This is a genomic window from Thermomonas sp. (assembly GCF_047606765.1).
Lineage (GTDB): Bacteria > Pseudomonadota > Gammaproteobacteria > Xanthomonadales > Xanthomonadaceae > Thermomonas.
Genome location: NZ_JASGED010000108.1, coordinates 1 through 17,692, shown reverse-complemented (window position 1 = coordinate 17,692; position 17,692 = coordinate 1). Strand labels below are relative to the sequence as shown.

Annotated in this window: 17 protein-coding genes and 1 other RNA gene; 2 read left to right on the top strand and 16 right to left on the bottom strand. The window is 66.2% G+C overall.

Annotated features, from left to right (window positions below):
- The 15 genes from QM612_RS10380 to QM612_RS10310 all read right to left on the bottom strand — a co-directional run.
- The coding region (locus QM612_RS10380; RefSeq protein WP_415253818.1) for a UDP-3-O-acyl-N-acetylglucosamine deacetylase at window positions 1-435 on the bottom strand (435 nt) is incomplete at its 3' end.
- Window positions 436-816: 381 nt separating this feature from the next.
- Window positions 817-2,055, bottom strand: coding sequence for a cell division protein FtsZ (gene ftsZ, locus QM612_RS10375; RefSeq protein WP_415253817.1), 1,239 nt, complete (start codon window positions 2,053-2,055; stop codon window positions 817-819).
- Between the two features lie 48 nt (window positions 2,056-2,103).
- Window positions 2,104-3,339 carry a cell division protein FtsA gene (ftsA, locus tag QM612_RS10370; RefSeq protein WP_415253816.1) on the bottom strand — a complete coding sequence of 412 codons (1,236 nt, stop codon included), beginning with the start codon at window positions 3,337-3,339 and terminating at the stop codon, window positions 2,104-2,106.
- Window positions 3,336-4,088, bottom strand: a complete 753-nt coding sequence (locus tag QM612_RS10365; protein WP_415253815.1) for a cell division protein FtsQ/DivIB — start codon at window positions 4,086-4,088, stop codon at window positions 3,336-3,338. The genes ftsA and QM612_RS10365 overlap by 4 nt, the downstream gene beginning before the upstream one ends.
- Window positions 4,085-5,044 carry a D-alanine--D-alanine ligase gene (locus QM612_RS10360; RefSeq protein ID WP_415253814.1) on the bottom strand — a complete coding sequence of 320 codons (960 nt, stop codon included), beginning with the start codon at window positions 5,042-5,044 and terminating at the stop codon, window positions 4,085-4,087. The genes QM612_RS10365 and QM612_RS10360 overlap by 4 nt, the downstream gene beginning before the upstream one ends.
- Window positions 5,041-6,480, bottom strand: a complete 1,440-nt coding sequence (murC, locus tag QM612_RS10355; RefSeq protein WP_415253813.1) for a UDP-N-acetylmuramate--L-alanine ligase — start codon at window positions 6,478-6,480, stop codon at window positions 5,041-5,043. The genes QM612_RS10360 and murC overlap by 4 nt, the downstream gene beginning before the upstream one ends.
- Window positions 6,480-7,562 (bottom strand): undecaprenyldiphospho-muramoylpentapeptide beta-N-acetylglucosaminyltransferase, encoded by a 1,083-nt coding sequence (gene murG, locus QM612_RS10350; protein ID WP_415253812.1) that lies wholly within the window; start codon window positions 7,560-7,562, stop codon window positions 6,480-6,482. The genes murC and murG overlap by 1 nt, the downstream gene beginning before the upstream one ends.
- Window positions 7,559-8,908, bottom strand: a complete 1,350-nt coding sequence (gene ftsW / locus QM612_RS10345) for a putative lipid II flippase FtsW (protein WP_415253811.1) — start codon at window positions 8,906-8,908, stop codon at window positions 7,559-7,561. Before ftsW ends, murG begins: the two co-directional genes overlap by 4 nt.
- Window positions 8,908-9,993 (bottom strand): phospho-N-acetylmuramoyl-pentapeptide-transferase, encoded by a 1,086-nt coding sequence (gene mraY / locus QM612_RS10340; RefSeq protein WP_415253810.1) that lies wholly within the window; start codon window positions 9,991-9,993, stop codon window positions 8,908-8,910. Before mraY ends, ftsW begins: the two co-directional genes overlap by 1 nt.
- On the bottom strand, window positions 9,983-11,416 hold the full coding sequence (locus tag QM612_RS10335) for a UDP-N-acetylmuramoyl-tripeptide--D-alanyl-D-alanine ligase (RefSeq protein ID WP_415253809.1): 1,434 nt from the start codon (window positions 11,414-11,416) through the stop codon (window positions 9,983-9,985). Before QM612_RS10335 ends, mraY begins: the two co-directional genes overlap by 11 nt.
- Window positions 11,413-12,885, bottom strand: coding sequence for a UDP-N-acetylmuramoyl-L-alanyl-D-glutamate--2,6-diaminopimelate ligase (locus QM612_RS10330; protein ID WP_415253808.1), 1,473 nt, complete (start codon window positions 12,883-12,885; stop codon window positions 11,413-11,415). Before QM612_RS10330 ends, QM612_RS10335 begins: the two co-directional genes overlap by 4 nt.
- The gene (locus tag QM612_RS10325) at window positions 12,882-14,735 is read right to left on the bottom strand and encodes a peptidoglycan D,D-transpeptidase FtsI family protein (RefSeq protein WP_415253807.1); all 1,854 of its coding nucleotides are present in this window, start codon (window positions 14,733-14,735) and stop codon (window positions 12,882-12,884) included. Before QM612_RS10325 ends, QM612_RS10330 begins: the two co-directional genes overlap by 4 nt.
- Window positions 14,732-14,998 (bottom strand): cell division protein FtsL, encoded by a 267-nt coding sequence (ftsL, locus tag QM612_RS10320; RefSeq protein WP_415253806.1) that lies wholly within the window; start codon window positions 14,996-14,998, stop codon window positions 14,732-14,734. The genes QM612_RS10325 and ftsL overlap by 4 nt, the downstream gene beginning before the upstream one ends.
- Window positions 14,995-15,936, bottom strand: a complete 942-nt coding sequence (gene rsmH, locus QM612_RS10315) for a 16S rRNA (cytosine(1402)-N(4))-methyltransferase RsmH (RefSeq protein ID WP_415253805.1) — start codon at window positions 15,934-15,936, stop codon at window positions 14,995-14,997. The genes ftsL and rsmH overlap by 4 nt, the downstream gene beginning before the upstream one ends.
- Before the next feature lie 2 nt (window positions 15,937-15,938).
- A complete protein-coding gene (locus QM612_RS10310; protein WP_415253804.1) occupies window positions 15,939-16,385 on the bottom strand; it encodes a division/cell wall cluster transcriptional repressor MraZ in 447 nt (148 codons plus the stop codon).
- Between the two features lie 387 nt (window positions 16,386-16,772).
- Between QM612_RS10310 and QM612_RS10305 the strand changes: the two genes are divergently transcribed.
- The gene (locus QM612_RS10305) at window positions 16,773-17,015 is read left to right on the top strand and encodes a type II toxin-antitoxin system Phd/YefM family antitoxin (protein ID WP_415253803.1); all 243 of its coding nucleotides are present in this window, start codon (window positions 16,773-16,775) and stop codon (window positions 17,013-17,015) included.
- On the top strand, window positions 17,012-17,275 hold the full coding sequence (locus QM612_RS10300; RefSeq protein ID WP_415253802.1) for a Txe/YoeB family addiction module toxin: 264 nt from the start codon (window positions 17,012-17,014) through the stop codon (window positions 17,273-17,275). Before QM612_RS10305 ends, QM612_RS10300 begins: the two co-directional genes overlap by 4 nt.
- 105 nt (window positions 17,276-17,380) lie before the next feature.
- Here the strand turns inward: QM612_RS10300 and rnpB are convergent.
- An RNA gene (gene rnpB, locus QM612_RS10295) (RNase P RNA component class A) lies at window positions 17,381-17,692 on the bottom strand; the annotation flags it as partial.

Here is a 17,692-nt window from a genome sequence, read left to right as displayed (position 1 = left end):
GCGAGCGATCTTGTCGCCCTCACGCACTTCGATCGGCTGCTTGATGCGGATGAAGCGCTTGGCCGCGTGCTGCTCGACGATGCCGGCGGACTGCAGCAGGAACACGAACGGGCCGGAGGAGCCGTCCATGATCGGCAGCTCGGCCGAGGACAGCTCCACGATCGCATTGTCGATGCCGAGCCCGGCGAAGGCGGACATCAGGTGCTCGACGGTCTGGATCTTGGCGCCGTTGCAGGTCAAACCGGTGCACAACGTCACTTCGGTCACCAGCTCGCCGCTGGCGGGCACTTCAACCACCGGCTCCAGGTCCACGCGCCGGAACACGATGCCATGGTCGGCAGGTGCCGGGCGCAGGGTCATGTAGACCTTGTCGCCGCTGTGCAGGCCGACGCCGGTGGCGCGGATCGTGTTCTTGAGGGTGCGTTGCTGGGTCATGGCCGGACAGTGTGAAGGACAGGTGCAGACGGGAGCTGAACCGGGCTTGGCAGCACCGAATTAGCTTTATCTTAACATCTATCAGATTCAGGTTGCGGCGATTTCGCCCAGCATGGCGCAGTCGGCAAAACCTGCCGGGCCGTTCAGGGCCCGGCAGAAAAGAGGACCCGGCACACGGAGGTGCCGCGCTCTTGTGACGAACTCGCAAGAGCATGCTGCCACGGGCGCAGGGGGGACAAGACCCTGCACCGTGATGGAACGTTCAATCGACCTGAAGACGCAGGGCTCGCCGCCGTGCTCGCGAAACACCACTTCGCGCCCCGGCGGGCGCCCGGCCCCGGGTGGCCGGGCCGGACGCGCCATGCGTCGCCATGGACGGCCTCAGTCGGCCTGGCGGCGCAGAAACGCCGGGATATCCAGGTAGTCGCTCGGCAGTTCCGCGGTCGGCACGGTCGAGGCCAGCGAGGTGGACGAAGACGGCGCGGAAGCCGCGGTGTCGCTGCTCGGACGGCGCAGGCCCAGGCCCATCGAGCCGCCAACCGCGCGCGAGACCGCATCACCGCCATTGTCATAGTCGCCGCCGAACTCGGCCTGGCCGGTGGTGGCATTGCGCACCAGCTTGATCGGCGCGCGCTCGCCCGGACGCTGGCCCTGGCGCGACACCGCGCGGTTCAGGCCGGTGGCGACCACGGTCACGCGGACCTCGTCCTGCATGTCCGGATCCAGCACGGTGCCGACCACCACGGTCGCATCCTCGGAGGCGAAGCCCTCGACGGTGCGGCCGATCTCGTCGAACTCGGCCATGGTGAAGTCCGGGCCGGCGGTGATGTTGACCAGGATGCCGTTGGCGCCGTTGAGGTTCACATCGTCCAGCAGCGGGTTCTGGATGGCGGCTTCTGCTGCCGCCTGCGCACGGTCATCGCCACGCGCGCTGCCGGTGCCCATCATCGCCAAGCCCATCTCGGACATCACGGTGCGCACGTCGGCGAAGTCCACGTTGATCAGGCCCGGACGCACGATCAGGTCGGCGATGCCCTGCACCGCGCCCTGCAGCACGTCGTTGGCGGCGCGGAAGGCCTGGATCATGGTCGCGTTGCGGCCCAGCACGGTGATGAGCTTCTCGTTCGGAATGGTAATCAGCGAGTCGCAGTGCTGGCGCAGTTCCTCGATGCCCTTCAGCGCCACCTGCATGCGGCGACGGCCTTCGAACGGGAACGGCTTGGTGACCACGGCCACGGTCAGGATGCCCATTTCCTTCGCCACCTGCGCCACCACCGGCGCAGCGCCAGTGCCGGTGCCGCCGCCCATGCCGGCGGTGATGAACACCATGTCCGCGCCCTGCAGCACGTCCATGATCGCCTCGCGATCTTCCAGTGCGGCCTGACGGCCCACTTCCGGGTTTGCGCCCGCGCCGAGGCCCTTGGTGACGTTGGCCCCCAGATGCAGCTTGGTGCTGCAGTTCTTGATCGCCTGCGCGTCGGTGTTGGCGGTGACGAACTCCACGCCCTCCACGCCGCTGTTGACCATGTGCGCGACCGCGTTGCCGCCGCCGCCGCCCACGCCGATCACCTTGATGATCGCGTTGGGTGCCATCTTTTCAATCAGTTCGAAATGCGCCATGTCCGTGTCCTCTTGTTGATTTAGTTATGTGGTGTTGCGTGCAACCCGTCAGAACGATCCGCTGTACCAGTCCTTCAACTTCTTCAAAAATCCTCCCGCACGCCCGCTGGGCAACAGCGGCCTGCGCGGGTTTTCGATCTGGCTTCCCATCAGCAGCAGGCCAACGCCGGTGGCATGCACCGGATTGCCCACCACTTCGCCAAGGCCGCTGACGTGCTGCGGGATGCCGATGCGCACCGGCATCTGCAGCATTTCCTCGGCCAGTTCGACCACGCCTTCCATCTTCGATGCACCACCGGTCAGCACCATGCCCGCGCGCACCAGTTGTTCGAAGCCGGAACGGCGCAGCTCCGCCTGCACCATCTCGAAGATTTCCTCGTAGCGCGCCTGCACCGCCTGTGCCAGCGCATGACGCGGCATGCGGCGCGGCGGGCGATCACCCACGCTCGGCACCTGGATGGTTTCCTCGGCACGCGCCAGCTGCGCCAGCGCGCAGGCGTAGCGCACCTTGATCTGTTCGGCCTCGGGCGTGGGCGTGCGCAGCATGTGCGCGATGTCCTCGGTCACCTTGTCGCCGGCCACCGGCAGCGAGGCGGTATGGCTGATCGCGCCCTGCACGAACACCGCAACGTCGGTGGTGCCCGCACCCATGTCCACCAGCACCACGCCAAGTTCGCGTTCGTCCGGGGTCAGTACCGCCGTGCTCGACGCCAGCGAGGCCAGCACCAGATCGTCCACCTGCAGGCCGCAGCGCTGCACGCACTTGCTGATGTTGGTCGCCGCCGACTGCGCGCAGATCACGAGGTGCGCATGCACTTCCAGGCGCACGCCGGTCATCCCGACCGGGTTGCGGATGCCTTCCTGCGAATCGTCCAGCACGTAGTCGCGCGGGATCGCGTGCAGGATCTTCTGGTCGGCGGGAATCGCCACCGCCTTGGCCGCTTCGAGCACGCGGTCAAGGTCAGCGTGGGTGACTTCACCATCGCGAATGGGCGCGATGCCCTGCGAGTTGCGGCACTGCACATGATTGCCACTGATCGAGGCATACACGCTGCGCACTTCGCAGCCGGCCATCTGCTCGGCTTCCTCCACCGCGCGCTGGATCGACTGCACGGTGGAGTCGATGTCAACCACCACGCCGCGGCGCAGCCCGCGCGATTCATGCGAGCCGATGCCGATCACTTCGATCGGCGCGCCCGGCGCATATTCGCCGACCAGCGCAGTGACCTTGGAGGTGCCGATGTCGAGGCCGACGATCAGCGACTTGTCGCCCTTGCGGTTCATGTAGTGAGGCCGTTGTTCGTGTTGCGTTGGGGGGAATGCGTGGGGGCATGCGTCGTTGCTGTCGGCTTCGCCCAGGTCAGGGCGAAGCCATTCGTGTAGCGCAGGTCGGCGCGCACCAGCTGCTGGCCCGGATGCCGCGCCGCCAACTGCGGCAACAGCGGCACGAAGCGCTCCAGCCGCTGCTGCATGTCACTGCGACCCAGCACCACTTCGGTACCGTTGTTCAGATGGATTGACCAACTTCCGCGCGGGTCCAGCACCACGCCGCGCACGCCGGCAAGTTGCGTCTTCGCCTGCTCGTACAAGGCCACCACATCGGCGGTGCGCGTCTCGGGGCCGTCCAGTTCCGGCAGGTTCGCCGGCACCGGCAAACCCGCCGCCGGGAACAGCCGGCCCTGTTCGGACAGCAGTTTGTCTTCGCCCCAGCGCGCGAACGGGCGATGCTCGCTGATCCGCACTTCAAGCACGTCCGGCCAGTGCTTGCGCACCTCGGCATGCTCGACCCACGGCAACGTATTCACCGCCTGCTGGATATCGTCCAGTTCCACCGCAAAGAAACCGCGCTGCGCATACGGCAGCACCGCTGCACGCAGCTTCGCTTCGTCCACCTGTTTCAGTTCGCCCTGCACGCGCAGGGTGCGCAGCGGCCAGCGCTCGCCGCCCACCCAGCCGTTGACCACGGCCACCACCGGTAGCGCAACCAGCGCCACCGCGAGCAGCCAGGCCATCAGGCGCAGCATCGCGCTCATCCCTGCGCGACCTCCGGCATGGTCTGTTCCAGGATGCGCCAGCACAGTTCGTCGAACTCACAGCCCAACTGGCGCGCAGCCTTCGGCACCAGCGAATGACTGGTCATGCCGGGCGCGGTGTTGACCTCCATCAGCATCAGCCGGCCATCGCCATGGCGCATCACATCGATGCGGCCCCAACCGTTGCAGCCGACGGCACGGAAACCGGCCAGCGCCAGCGCGCGGATGTCGTCCTCGTCCGCGCCTTCCAGACCCGGACAGATGTACTGGGTGTCATCGGCGATGTACTTGGCGTGGTAGTCATACCAGTCACCCGCCGGCACGATGCGCACCGAGGGCAGCACCACGTCGCCAACCACGCCGACCGTGAACTCGCCGCCGGTCAGCATCTGCTCGGCCAGCAGTTCGCCGTTGTAGGTCGCGGCAAATGCTTGCGCGGGTGCAAGATCGGCTTCGGTCAGGATGCGGAACACGCCCACGCTGGAGCCTTCCGCCGACGGCTTCACGAAAACAGGCAAGCCAAGTTCGCGCACCGCTGCGGCAAGGTCACCACCCGCCGCGATGCGCACGAAGCGCGCGGTGGAAAGCCCGGCGGACTGCCAGACCTGCTTGGTGCGGATCTTGTCCATGGTCAGCGCGCTGCCCAGCACGCCGGGGCCGGTGCAGGGCACTTCCAGTCCCTGCAGCAACCCCTGCAACACGCCGTTCTCGCCATCGCCACCGTGCAGGATGTTGAACACGCGATCGAAGCGGCCATGCACCAGCGCATCGACCAGCGCCGGGATGCCATCGACCGCATGCGCATCGACACCACGCGACTGCAGCGCTTCCAGCACGTTGCGACCGGAGTTGAGCGAGACCTCGCGTTCGCTGCTGCTGCCACCCATCAACACGGCGACGCGCCCGAACGCTGCGGGGTCGGTGATGCGCAGCGGCGGGAATGCGGTGCGGCTCACTTCACTTCTCCCTGCAATCCATCACGCGCGAGTTGTTGTGCCGCCGCGCCGATGTCGCCCGCGCCCATCAGCAGCAGCAGGTCGCCATCGCGCAGCACGCCGGCCAGGGTTTCGCGCAGTTCGGAAGCACCGCCGACCACCACCGGATCGACACGGCCACGGGTGCGGATGGAACGCGCCAGCGACTTGGCATCGGCACCGGCAATCGGTGCTTCGCCGGCCGGATAGACCTCGGTCAGCACCAGCGCATCCACGCCGGACAGCACCGCCGCGAATTCGTCGAACAGGTCGCGGGTGCGGGTGTAGCGATGCGGCTGGAATGCAACCACGAGGCGCTTTTCCGGCCAGCCGCCACGCGCGGCATCGAACACCGCTGCCAGTTCCTTCGGGTGATGACCGTAGTCATCGACCAATGCCACCTCGCCACCATCGGCCAGCGTCAGCGTTGCCAGTTGATTGAAGCGGCGACCGATGCCCTGGAAGTTTTCCAGCGCCTTCGCAATGGATGCATTCGGCACACCCAGCTGCCAGCCGATGGCGGCAGCGGCCAGCGCGTTCTGCACGTTGTGCCGGCCCGGCAGCGCCAGCGCGACATTGGTGCGCGTGCCATCCGGCAGGCACAGGGTGAAGTGCATGCGCGGCCCTCGCTGACGCACGTCAGCGGCGCGCACGTCGGCTTCCGGCGCAAAGCCATAAGTCACGACATGGCGCGGCGTGGCGCGGGCAAGCTGCGCAACTTCGGCATCGTCGATGCACAGCACCGCAAGGCCATAGAACGGCAGCCGATGCAGGAACTCGGAGAACGCCTGCTTGACCCGTTCGAAATCGCCGCCGTAGTTCTCCAGATGATCGGCATCGATATTGGTGACCACGGCCACCGCCGGGTTCAGGCGCAGGAAGCTGCCGTCGCTCTCGTCGGCCTCGGCCACCAGCCAGTCGCCCTTGCCGAGCCGCGCATTGGCACCGGCGGCAAGCAATTGCCCGCCGATCACGAAAGTCGGGTCCATGCCGCCTTCGGCCAGCACGCTTGCGGTCAGCGAGGTCGTGGTGGTCTTGCCATGGGTGCCGGCCACGGCGACACCGCGCTTGAAGCGCATGAGTTCCGCCAGCATTTCCGCGCGCGGCACCACCGGGATGCGTTGTGCGCGCGCTTCCAGCAGTTCCGGGTTGTCCGGCTTGATCGCGCTGGAGACCACCACGCAGTCGGCATCCAGCACGTTGGCCGATGCGTGACCCTTGCAGATGACGACGCCGAGCGAAGCCAGCCGCCTGGTCACTGCATTGTCGGCATTGTCCGAGCCGCTGACCTTGTAGCCCAGCGTACACAGCACCTCGGCAATGCCGCTCATGCCAACGCCGCCGATGCCGACGAAATGCACGCGCGGGAAGGCTTTGGCGAGGTCGCCGATCTGTTGCAGGCGCAGGCTGTTGGCCATCACGCGGCCTCCTTTCGAATGGTGGCAAGCACGGCGTCGGCGACGCGCGCGGCGGCATCAGCGCGCGCCAGCGAGCGCGCAGCCATCGCCATCGCCAGCCGCCTTGACGGCGTGGCGGCAAGTTCAGCCAGCACCGGCTGCAAACGTGCAACGAGGTCATCGCCCTGCGGCAGCAACAACGCCGCACCGCGTTCGACCAGATACTCGGCATTGCGGGTCTGGTGGTCATCGACCGCCTGCGGGAACGGCACCAGCACGCTGCCGACGCCGACCGCGCACAGTTCCGCCAGCGTCAGCGCGCCGGCGCGGCAGACCACGATGTCCGCCCACGCATAGGCCTGCGCCATGTCGGCGATGAAAGGTTCGACCCGCGCCTGCACGCCGGCATCGGCATAGGCCTTGCGCGCATCAATCAGCATCTTTTCACCGGCCTGATGCAGCACATCCACCGGCAGTGCGAGCGCGGCCAGTGCCTGCGGCACCGCGTTGTTGAGCGCGCGTGCGCCCTGGCTACCGCCCAGCACCAGCAGGCGCAGCGGGCCTTCGTGCATCAACTCACGCTGATCCGGCTCCGGCACCTGCGCAATCTGCGCGCGCACCGGATTACCGACATGGACTTCCTTCGCAAACGTCTGCGGGAAGCCGACCAATACCTGCTTCGCCACTTTTGCGAGCGCCTTGTTGGTCATGCCGGCGGCGCGATTCTGCTCATGCACCAACAGCGGAATGCCGGCAAGGCGCGCGGCGATCCCGCCCGGCCCCGCCGCAAAGCCACCGAAGCTGACCACCGCATCGGGGCGTTGCGTGAGCAGCACCTGCGCAGCGGCACGCACCGCACGCAGGATGCGCAGCGGCGCGCCCAGCAAGGTGGTGATGCCCTTGCCGCGCACGCCCTTGACCGCGATGGTGTCGATACTGATGCCATGCTGCGGCACCAGCCGCGTTTCCATGCCGCCGTCCGCGCCCAGCCAGTACACGTCCACGCCGCGCTCGCGCAGCACTTGGGCGACCGCAAGGCCGGGGAAGATGTGACCGCCGGTGCCACCGGCCATCACCGTCACGCGGGGCGACTGCGCGCTCAACGCGACCTCCTCAACGCTGACAATGCAGCGGATTCAACAGGCGGCTTGCCCATGCCCGGCTCGACCCGCTGGCGCAGGCGGCTGGTGCCACGGCTGGCATCGCTTCCGGCATGCGGCACCGGCGGTTGCGCAGCGGCAGGCGGCGTTCCCACTGCAGCGCCCGCACCCACCGCACGGCGCAGCGCGACCTGACGCGCGGCGCGTTCGTATTCCCACGACACGCGCAACAGCAGGCCCAGTGCAGCACAAGTCATCAGCACGCTGGAACCACCAGAGGAAATCAGCGGCAGGGTCAGGCCCTTGGTCGGCAGCAGGCCCAGGTTCACGCCGATGGAGACGAAACTCTGCAGTGCGATCCACAACGCCACGCCAAAGGCGATGTATCCGGCGAAATGGCGGCGCATTTCCACGCACTTCAATCCCAGCCAGAACGCGCGCCCCACCAGCAGCGCGTACAGGCCCACCACCAGACACACGCCGGCAAAGCCGAGTTCCTCGGCAATCACCGCCATGATGAAATCGGTATGCGCCTCCGGCAGGTAGGACAGCTTCTGCACCGAAGCGCCAAGGCCCACACCGAACCATTCACCGCGCCCGACTGCCATCAGCGCATTGGTAAGCTGGTAGCCGCTGTTGAACGGATCGGCCCACGGATCGAGGAAGGATGTCACCCGACGCAGGCGATAGGGTTCAAGGATCGCGATGAACGCGAACACCGGCAGGCCGACCAGCACCGGGCCGAACATGCGCGGCATGTTGACGCCGCCCAGCACCAGCATGCCGGCGGTGATCGCCAGGATCAGCGAGGACGAGCCGAAATCCGGCTGCGCCATCAGCAGCGCCACCAGACCAATCGCCACGCCCAGCGGCTTGAGCATGGCCGGCCAGGTCGCCGCCACGTCCTCGCTGTAGCGCTTGAGATAGCTCGCCAGCCAGACGATGTAGAGGATCTTCACCGCCTCCACCGTCTGGAACTTGGACACGCCCAGGTTGATCCAGCGCCGCGCGCCGTTGACGCTGCTGCCGATGCCGGGCACGAATACCACCAGCAACAGCACGAAGCAGCCAAGCAGCAGCCACTGGCTGTACTGCTCCACCAGCTTCAACTCGGTGCGCATGGCGATGGCGGCCAGCACCAGTCCGCCGGCCAGGAACATGACATGGCGGGTCAGGAAGTACCACGGCCCGGCATCCACGCCGCCGCCAGCGATCGCCGCCGAGCCCACCATCACCACGCCCAGGCAGGCCAGCGCGATGCCGGCACCCAGCAGCCACGGATCAAAGCGCCCGCCGATCTCGTCAACGCGGGTGGCCTGGCGTGGTGTGTCGAAGCCGACGGCACTCATCAGCGCACCTTCAACGTGGCAAGCCCGACCAGCACCAGCACCACGCTGATGATCCAGAAGCGCACGATCACGCGCGGCTCCGGCCAGCCCTTCAGTTCGAAGTGGTGGTGGATCGGCGCCATCCGGAATACGCGCTTGCCGGTGAGCTTGAAGCTGGCAACCTGGATCATCACCGACAGCGTTTCGATGACGAAGATGCCGCCCATGATGACCAGCACCAGTTCCTGCCGCACGATCACCGCGACCGTACCCAGCACCGCGCCCAGCGCCAGCGCGCCGATGTCGCCCATGAACACCATCGCCGGATAGGTGTTGAACCACAGAAAGCCAAGCCCCGCGCCGGCAATCGCCGCGCAGATGATGACCAGCTCACCGGCACCCGGCACGCGCGGGATTTGCAGGTATTCGGAAAATTGCGCATGACCGGAGGCATAGGCGAACACGCCCAGCGCGCAGGCCACCAGCACCGTCGGCATGATGGCTAGACCATCCAGCCCGTCGGTCAGGTTGACCGCGTTCGAAAACCCGACGATCCAGAAATAGGCGATGGCGACAAACCCGATCCCGGCCATCGGCAGTGCGATGGACTTGAAGAACGGCACGTAGAAAGTCGTCGCCGCCGGCACGTCGGCATAGGCATACAGGTAGATGCCGGCAGCAAGGCCGAGCAGCGACTGCAACGCATACTTGGTGCGCGAGCGCATGCCTTCCGGATCGCGCTTGACGATCTTGATCCAGTCATCCATCCAGCCAATCGCGCCGAAGCCGGCCATCACCACCAGCACCACCCACACATACTTGTTGCGCAGGTCAGCCCACAGCAGCACCGACGCCAGCACGGTGAGCAGGATCAGCGCGCCGCCCATGGTCGGCGTACCGGCCTTGGAGAAATGCGATTGCGGGCCGTCCTTGCGGATCGGCTGGCCACCCTTGAGCTGGGCCAGCCGGCGGATCATCGCCGGCCCCCACCACAGCGACAGCGCAAGCGCGGTCAGTGCGCCCAGGATGGCGCGGAAGGTCAGGTAGTTGAACAGGCCAAACAGGCTCTGCAACTGTTCCAGCCAGCGCGTGAGTTCAAGCAGCATCGGCTTCTCCCCTGTCCGTTTGCGCCTGGCGCTGCAACAACGCCTTGACGATGCGATCCATCGCGCTGCCGCGCGAGCCTTTCACCAGCACGCGCACGCCATCGCGCAAATCCGCCGCCAGCGCATCGGCCAGCGCAGCGTGTGTGTCGAAGGTGCGCGCGCCTTCGCCGAATGCCTTTGCGGCATGCGCGCTCAATGGCCCCAGTGTGTACAGGCGGGCGATGCCGGCAGCCTTCGCGCGTTCACCGACCTGCGCGTGCAACCCGGCTTCATCCGCGCCCAGTTCGCGCATGTCGCCCAGCACCAGCCAGGCCTCTGCTGCAGCCTTCGACGCCACCGCCGTCGCCAGCGTTTCGATGGCGGCAGCCAGCGAGCCGGGGTTGGCATTGTAGCTGTCATCCACCAGCGTTGCGCCGCTGTGCAGGCGATGCGCGACCTGCCTGCCACCGACCGGGCGCGCGGCCTGCAGGCCTTCATTGATGACCGCAAGCGGCACATCCAGCGCCAGCGCGATGGCGCTCGCCGCCAGCGCATTGCGCACGTTGTGCCGGCCCGGCATCGCAAGCATGATGTCAGCATCGCCCTGCGGCGTGACCAGCACGAAGCGCGCGCCTTCGGCATCGACACGCACATCGCGCGCAGTGACGTCGGCGCTGGCCTCCAGCCCGAAGCGGATCACGCGATGCGTGCCGGCACGCTCAACAAAATACGGAGCAAAAGCATCATCTGCATTCACCACCGCCACGCCGCCATCGCGCAGGTCGTCGTACACAGCAGCCTTGGTGTTGGCGATTTCCAGCAGGCTGCCCATGCGCTGCAGATGCGCAGGCGCGACGTTGTTCACCAGTGCCACGTCGGGCGCGGCGATGGCAGTGAGCCACGCAATGTCGCCGGGCGCGCCGGTGCCCATCTCGTAGATGGCGAAGTCGGCATCGTCCGGCGCGTCCAGCACCGCCAGCGGCAGGCCGATCTCGTTGTTGCGGTTGCCGGGCGTGGCGTGGGTCTTGCCGGCGCGCGACAGCACCGCTTCGGTCAGCGTCTTCACGCTGGTCTTGCCATTGCTGCCGGTGATGGCGATCACCCTGGTGCGCGTGCGCTCTCGCTGCACGGCAGCGGCGAACGCCGCCAATGCGCGCTGGGTGTCGCCCACCACGATCTGCGGCACATACGCGTTGCATTCATGCGAAATCAGCGCGGCCACGCAGCCACCGGCAACAGCAGCGGCAACATGGTCATGACCGTCAAAGTTTTCGCCCTTGAGCGCGATGAACAATGCACCTGCTCCCTCCCCTGCTTGCAGGGGAGGGTTGGGGAGGGGTGCGAGTTGGCGCGTATCGGTCGCCACCGCATCAACCACGCGATCCGCGCCGACCAGGCGACCGCCCGTGGCTTGCACGATCCATGCGAGCGAGCGCGGCGTCATGCGCGCCTCCGCAGTTGCTCGCGCGCGGTGGCGGCATCGTCGAACGGATGCTTCACGCCGCCCACGTCCTGATACGGCTCATGGCCCTTGCCGGCGATCAGCACCACGTCGTCCGCACCGGCATCGGCAATCGCGGCAGCAATCGCGGCAGCACGGTCGCGCTGCACGATGACGCGCGAGGCATCGGCAAATCCCGCCATGATGTCGGCGACGATGGCATCGCCATTTTCATTGCGCGGGTTGTCATCGGTGACGATCACCACGTCGGCCAGTCGCTGCGCAATCGCGGCCATCAACGGGCGCTTACCGGTATCGCGTTCGCCGCCGCAGCCGAACACGCAGACCAGACGGCCTGCGGTGTGCGAGCGCAGCGAGGACAGCGCCTGCTCCAGCGCGTCCGGCGTGTGTGCGTAATCGACTACCACCAGCGGCAACCCGCCCTCGCCGCCAATGCGGTTCATGCGACCGTCCACTGGCGAAAGCTGCGACAGGGTTTCGGCGATCAACGCCGGTGCCATGCCCATCGCGAACAGCGTTGCCGCCACGCCCAGCAGGTTGTCCACATTGAAGCGGCCCAGCAGCGGCGAATGCACCGGATGTGCCTGCCCGCCGGCGTGCAGCATGAAGTGGATGCCGCTTCCATCCAGCATCACGTCCTCCGCACGCACGCCTGCACCGGCCGCACCGCGCGAGGAGAAGCCAACCGCGCGCACCTTGCCCTGCACCGCATCGAACAATTCGCGCCCAAAGGCATCGTCCAGGTTCACCGCCGCCGCGCGCAGGCCGGGCCAGTCGAACAGGCGCTTCTTGGCCGCGCCGTAGCTGGCCATGTCGCCGTGGTAATCCAGATGATCGCGGGTGAGATTGGTGAACACGCCCACATCGAAATGCACGCCATCCACGCGGCCCTGATCCAGCGCGTGCGATGACACTTCCATCGCCACCGCCTGCGCGCCTTCGTCGCGCAATTCGGCCAGCAGCGCGTGCATGCGCAGCACCAGCGGCGTGGTGAAACCGGTGGGCACGATCTTCGGCCAGATGCCTGCGCCCAGCGTGCCGATGGTGCCGGCCTTTTGCCCGCGCAGCGTCCACGCCTGCGCCAGCAGTTGCACGGTCGATGTCTTGCCATTGGTCCCGGTCACGCCGACGGTCGCCATCGAGGCGCTGGGCTGGCCGTGGAACTGGTCGGCCATCGCACCCATGCGCGCGCGCAGGCCAGTGACCGGGATTGCATCCTCCGGCGCGGGCAGGTCATCCGGTGCAGGCGGCTCGTACAGGATGGTGGCGGCACCGGCATCGCGCGCGGCATCGACAAAGTGCAACCCATGCGCACCAAAACCGGCGATAGCAACGAAGGCATCGCCCGGCTGCACTTCACGGCTGTCCAGCACCAGCCCGGTGATCGCAAGATCGGCGGACAGGCCTTCCAGTTCCGGCAACAATTCGCCCAGCAGCATCGCGCGGGTCATGGCGCTGCCCCCGCAACCGGCACTGCGGCGGTCGCAACGCCGTTCGACTTCATGCGCCGTGCTTCCGCCTGCGCCTGCGCGGCAAGCCATGCGTCGAGATTGTCGGGCGACACATCCATCAATCGCAGCGCGCCTTCCATGGTGTTGCGGAACACCGGCCCGGCGATCACGCCGCCGTAGTAACCCTTGCGCGACGGATCGGGATCGTTGACCGCCACCACCATCGCAAAGCGCGGCTTTTCCACCGGCACCAGTCCGGCGAAGTAGCCGATGTAGCGCCGCGAATAACCACCGGCGCTGGCCTTGCGCGAGGTGCCGGTCTTGCCGGCCACGTGGTACCCCAGGATCGCAGCCTGCGTTGCGGTGCCGCCGGTCTCGGTCACGGTTTGCATCATCCGCAACACCTCGCCGGCGATCTTTTCGTCCAGCACGCGCCGCGACTGACCCTGCTGGCCTTTCACGAAGCTGGGCTGATGCAGCACACCACCATTGCCCAGCGCCGCGTAAGCGGTGGCGATCTGCAACGGCGTGGCGTTCAGGCCGTAGCCATAGCTCATGGTCTGCTTGGTGGTGCCGCTCCAGCCCGGGCTGCCGGGCGACGGGAACAGGCCGGCGGCTTCGCCAGGGAAGCCGCTGCCGGTGCGCTCGCCATAACCAAAGCGGCGCATGAAATCGTGGAACTGGCGGTCACCGAGCCGCTTGGCGATCATCGCCGCGCCCACGTTGGAGCTTTTGCGGATCACGCCGGTGGTGTCCAGCACGCCGTAGTTGTGGGTGTCGGTGGTGCGGTACTTGCCGTTGGGGATCCAGCCGGGATTGGTATTGAACAGCGAACGCGGGCTGATGACGCCCGCTTCCAGACCCGCCGCCACGGTCAACGGCTTCATCGTCGAACCCGGTTCCAGCAGATCGGTGACGGCGCGGTTGCGATGGGCATCGCGCGGGCTGGTGCCAACCGCATTGGGATTGAATGTGGGCAGGTTCGCCATCGCCAGCACTTCACCTGTCGCAACATCCAGCACTACCGCAGAACCACTGCTGGCACCGGTTTCGACGATGGCATTGCGCAGTTCGCGATGCGCCAGATACTGGATGCGACGGTCGATGCTGAGCGTGAGGTCGCGGCCCGGCTGCGCCGCGCGCACCTGATCGATGTTCTCGACGATGCGCCCGCGCCGGTCGCGGATCACGCGCTTGGCACCGGGCGTGCCGCGCAGCCAGTCGTCGAAGGCCAGCTCCAGCCCTTCCTGGCCGCGATCATCGATATTGGTGAAGCCCAAGACGTGCGCAATCGCCTCGCCCTGCGGATAGAAACGGCGGTATTCGCGCTGGCTGGCAACGCCGGGGATTTCCAGCGCAAGGATGCGTTTGGCCTCGTCCGGATTGATGCGGCGCTTGAGGAACACGAACTCCTTGTCCGCGCGCTGGCTCAGGCGCGTCGCCAGTTCGTCCTGCGGCATGCCCAGCGCACGCGCCAGTTGCGGCAGCCGCGCAGGCGCTTTCAGCAATTCCTTCGGGTTGCCCCAGATCGACTCCACCGGCGAGGAAATCGCCAGCGGCTCGCCGTTGCGGTCGGTAATCATCCCGCGCGAGGTCGCAATCGGAATCTCGCGCACGAAGCGCGCATCGCCCTGCTGCTGGTAGAACTCCTTGCTGACGACCTGCAGATCCAGCGCGCGTGCAAGCAAGCCCACCGAGCACAGGCCCAGCGTGCTGCAAACCAGCAGCAAGCGCTTGCGCAGGTCAAAACCACCACGCTGCGCGCGCGTCCGACCGCCCGATGCGCGGGCACGCTCGCGGCGCTCGCCTTCGGCACCGAACAGTGGCAGCTGCTTGCCGAAAATCTTCATCGGCGCAGCACCACGATGTCTTCGGTGCGTGGGAACACCATGCCCAGCTTCGTGCGCGCCACCTGATCGACGCGGTTGCTCTCCGCCCAGGTCGCCTGTTCCAATTGCAGGCGTCCGAACTCGATGTTCAGTTCATCGCGCTCGCGATCCAGCCGGTTCAGTTCGGCAAAGGCCAGCCGGTGTTCGTGGCGGTCGCGCACGACCAGCAGTGCCGTCACCACATTGGCGACCACCAGCGCCGCCAGGATCAGCCAGCGGCTCATGCGGCCACCTCAAGCTTTTCAGCGACCCGCAACACGGCGCTGCGTGCGCGCGGATTGGCGGCCAGTTCGGCATCGCCTGCCTTCTGCGCACCACCAACAAGACGCAGTACCGGCGTGAAGGCGATTTCCACCGGCATCCGCCGATTCGCCGGCGGTGCCTTGGCGTGACGCGCCATGAATTGCTTGACGATGCGGTCTTCCAGCGAATGGAAGCTGATGACCGCCAGCCGCCCGCCCGGCTTCAGCCGCGCCAGCGCGGCATCAAGACCGGTCTGCAGATCGGCCAGCTCGCGATTGATGTGGATGCGGATGGCCTGGAAGCTGCGCGTGGCCGGATGGGTCTTGCTGTCGCCGCGCGGACACACCTGCGCGATCAACTCCGCCAGTTGCGCGGTGCGGGTCAGCGGCTCCTGCGCACGGCGCGCCACGATCGCGCGGGCGATGCGCCGGCTCTGGCGCTCCTCGCCATGCGTCCACAACACGTCAGCAATTTCTTTTTCGGACGCACGCGCCAGCCAGTCGGCAGCGCTCTCGCCGGATTCCGGATCCATCCGCATGTCCAGCGGGCCGTCCTTGCCAAACGAGAAACCGCGCTGCGCCACATCCAGCTGCGGCGAAGACACACCCAAATCCAGCAGCACGCCGTCGAGACCATCAGCCGTCGCCGGCCAGCCGGCAAGCTCGGCAAAGCTGCCGCGATGGCGGGACACGCGCGCGTCAGCGCCGGCCAACAGGTCGGCCACGGCGATCGCTTCGGGATCCTTGTCCATCACCAGCAAGCGGCCTCCCGGCCCCAGCTTCGCCAATACGCCACGGGCGTGTCCGCCACGCCCGAAGGTCCCGTCCAGATACGTTCCATCCGCCTTCACCGCCAGGCCCTCCATGACCTCGACGAACATCACTGGCAGGTGGCCGGACGCCGCGTCCGCGCCACCCATGCTCACAGCCTCAAATCGAGAAGTGCGCCGCTGAGGTCTTCATCAGACAAGGTCTGCTGGATGACCGCGCGGTGCGCCTGCTCGCTCCACAACTCGAACCTGTTGCCCATGCCCAGCAACACCGCCCGCTTCTCGATGCCGACGGTATTGCGATGGCTTGCCGGCAGGCTCACGCGGAAGCTGCCGTCCGGCTCCAGGAACGCCGCCGACGCCACCACCTGCCGTTGCAACACCTGGGTCGCCCGGATGCTGTTTGGCCTTGCCATCAAATCGTCACGCACGCGCTCCCACTCGCCCTGCGGGTACAACAGCAGGCAACCCTTCTCGAACGGGTTGTAGGTCAGCACCAGCTTGTTGCCGCACGCACGCGCAACGACATCCCGGTAGGCGGTCGGAATCGCCAGCCGGCCCTTGTCGTCGATGGTGATGGCGGTTTCGCCCTGGAACATGCCCTGCCCTGTGTCGCCCCGTCTTGGCGGAGTTCATGACTAGAAAACCACAAAAATCCCGGTTTTCCCACGAAGCGCCACGTTAGGCCCGGCACACAGGGTTGTCAACAGCTTCCGGCGGAAGATTTCATCTGCCGCATCAAGGACTTGCAGCAAACTTCAGAGAATTGTTCAAGGTTTATCCACAAGCCGCTGTTTCGTCTCATTTTTTGAGAATCGTGACGATTGGCACAGCGATGCGCGCACCGCATTCAGCATCAAAATCGCCTTTGCTGCGGCACAGCATTGCGCAAAGACAAGATGATGCTTGTTAGCTGCTGCACTCGGGGCTTGTGAAATCGTACGTATTGTCGTACGTTGAAAATCCAGTCTCAGGAGTTCAGTCCCATGACCACACTCACTGCCAGCGAAGCCCGCGCCAACCTGTACCGCCTCATGGATCAGGCTGCGGAATCGCACCGCCCAATTCTCATCTCCGGCAAGCGCAGCAATGCTGTGCTTGTCGCCGAGGAGGATTGGAGCGCCATCCAGGAGACGCTCTACCTGCTCTCTGTACCCGGCATGCGTGAATCCATCAAGGCCGGGATGGCCGAGCCCGTTGACGCATGTGCAACGGAGCCTGGCTGGTGACCTGGCACGTCGTCTTCACCAAGCAAGCTCAAAAAGACGCGCGCAATCTGGCCTCTGCAGGACTCAAGGAAAAAGCTCAGGCACTACTCGCTGTTGTTGCAGAGAATCCTTTCCAAAACCCACCACCTTACGAAAAGCTGGTTGGTGATCTGGCTGGTGCGTATTCCAGACGCATCAACATCCAGCACCGACTTGTCTATGAAGTGGTGCAATCGGAGCACACCGTCAAGGTGCTTCGCATGTGGACACACTACGAGTAGCGGCTAGCGGGCCCCAGGATTTGCATGCAAATCCTGCGGTTCTCGGGCGCAGCCCGCAGCGAACCCTGGAAGCTTCATTGCGCATCGCGCAATGAAGCGGGCGTGTGGCGAAGCCAGCCGATAAGCCGGGTTCTGTCCGGCGCTTGCACGCCGTGGCAGTCATTCCTCTAGGCGCATCGTCACCGATACGCTCAAGCAACCTACCCGGATCCAGCGCGGGCCACGCCAATGGATCCCTATTTGGTCTTGCTCCCGGTGGGGTTTGCCGTGCCGGTCTGTTGCCAGACTCGCGGTGCGCTCTTACCGCACCATTTCACCCTTGCCGTCCTGCCGAAGCAGTCTTGGGCGGTATCTTTCTGTTGCACTGTCCGTCGGCTCGCGCCGCCCAGGCGTTACCTGGCTCCGCAGGGCACGGTG

Coding starts and splice junctions, on each gene's coding strand:
- mraY (WP_415253810.1), bottom strand. CDS start 9,993: ATGCTGCTTGAACTCACGCGCTGGCTGGAACAGTTGCAGAGCCTGTTT.
- QM612_RS10310 (WP_415253804.1), bottom strand. CDS start 16,385: ATGTTCCAGGGCGAAACCGCCATCACCATCGACGACAAGGGCCGGCTG.
- ftsZ (WP_415253817.1), bottom strand. CDS start 2,055: ATGGCGCATTTCGAACTGATTGAAAAGATGGCACCCAACGCGATCATC.
- QM612_RS10305 (WP_415253803.1), top strand. CDS start 16,773: ATGACCACACTCACTGCCAGCGAAGCCCGCGCCAACCTGTACCGCCTC.
- rsmH (WP_415253805.1), bottom strand. CDS start 15,936: ATGGGTGGCGCGGACGCGGCGTCCGGCCACCTGCCAGTGATGTTCGTC.
- ftsL (WP_415253806.1), bottom strand. CDS start 14,998: ATGAGCCGCTGGCTGATCCTGGCGGCGCTGGTGGTCGCCAATGTGGTG.
- QM612_RS10335 (WP_415253809.1), bottom strand. CDS start 11,416: ATGACGCCGCGCTCGCTCGCATGGATCGTGCAAGCCACGGGCGGTCGC.
- QM612_RS10325 (WP_415253807.1), bottom strand. CDS start 14,735: ATGAAGATTTTCGGCAAGCAGCTGCCACTGTTCGGTGCCGAAGGCGAG.
- ftsA (WP_415253816.1), bottom strand. CDS start 3,339: ATGAACCGCAAGGGCGACAAGTCGCTGATCGTCGGCCTCGACATCGGC.
- QM612_RS10365 (WP_415253815.1), bottom strand. CDS start 4,088: ATGAGCGCGATGCTGCGCCTGATGGCCTGGCTGCTCGCGGTGGCGCTG.
- QM612_RS10330 (WP_415253808.1), bottom strand. CDS start 12,885: ATGACCCGCGCGATGCTGCTGGGCGAATTGTTGCCGGAACTGGAAGGC.
- murC (WP_415253813.1), bottom strand. CDS start 6,480: ATGGCCAACAGCCTGCGCCTGCAACAGATCGGCGACCTCGCCAAAGCC.
- ftsW (WP_415253811.1), bottom strand. CDS start 8,908: ATGAGTGCCGTCGGCTTCGACACACCACGCCAGGCCACCCGCGTTGAC.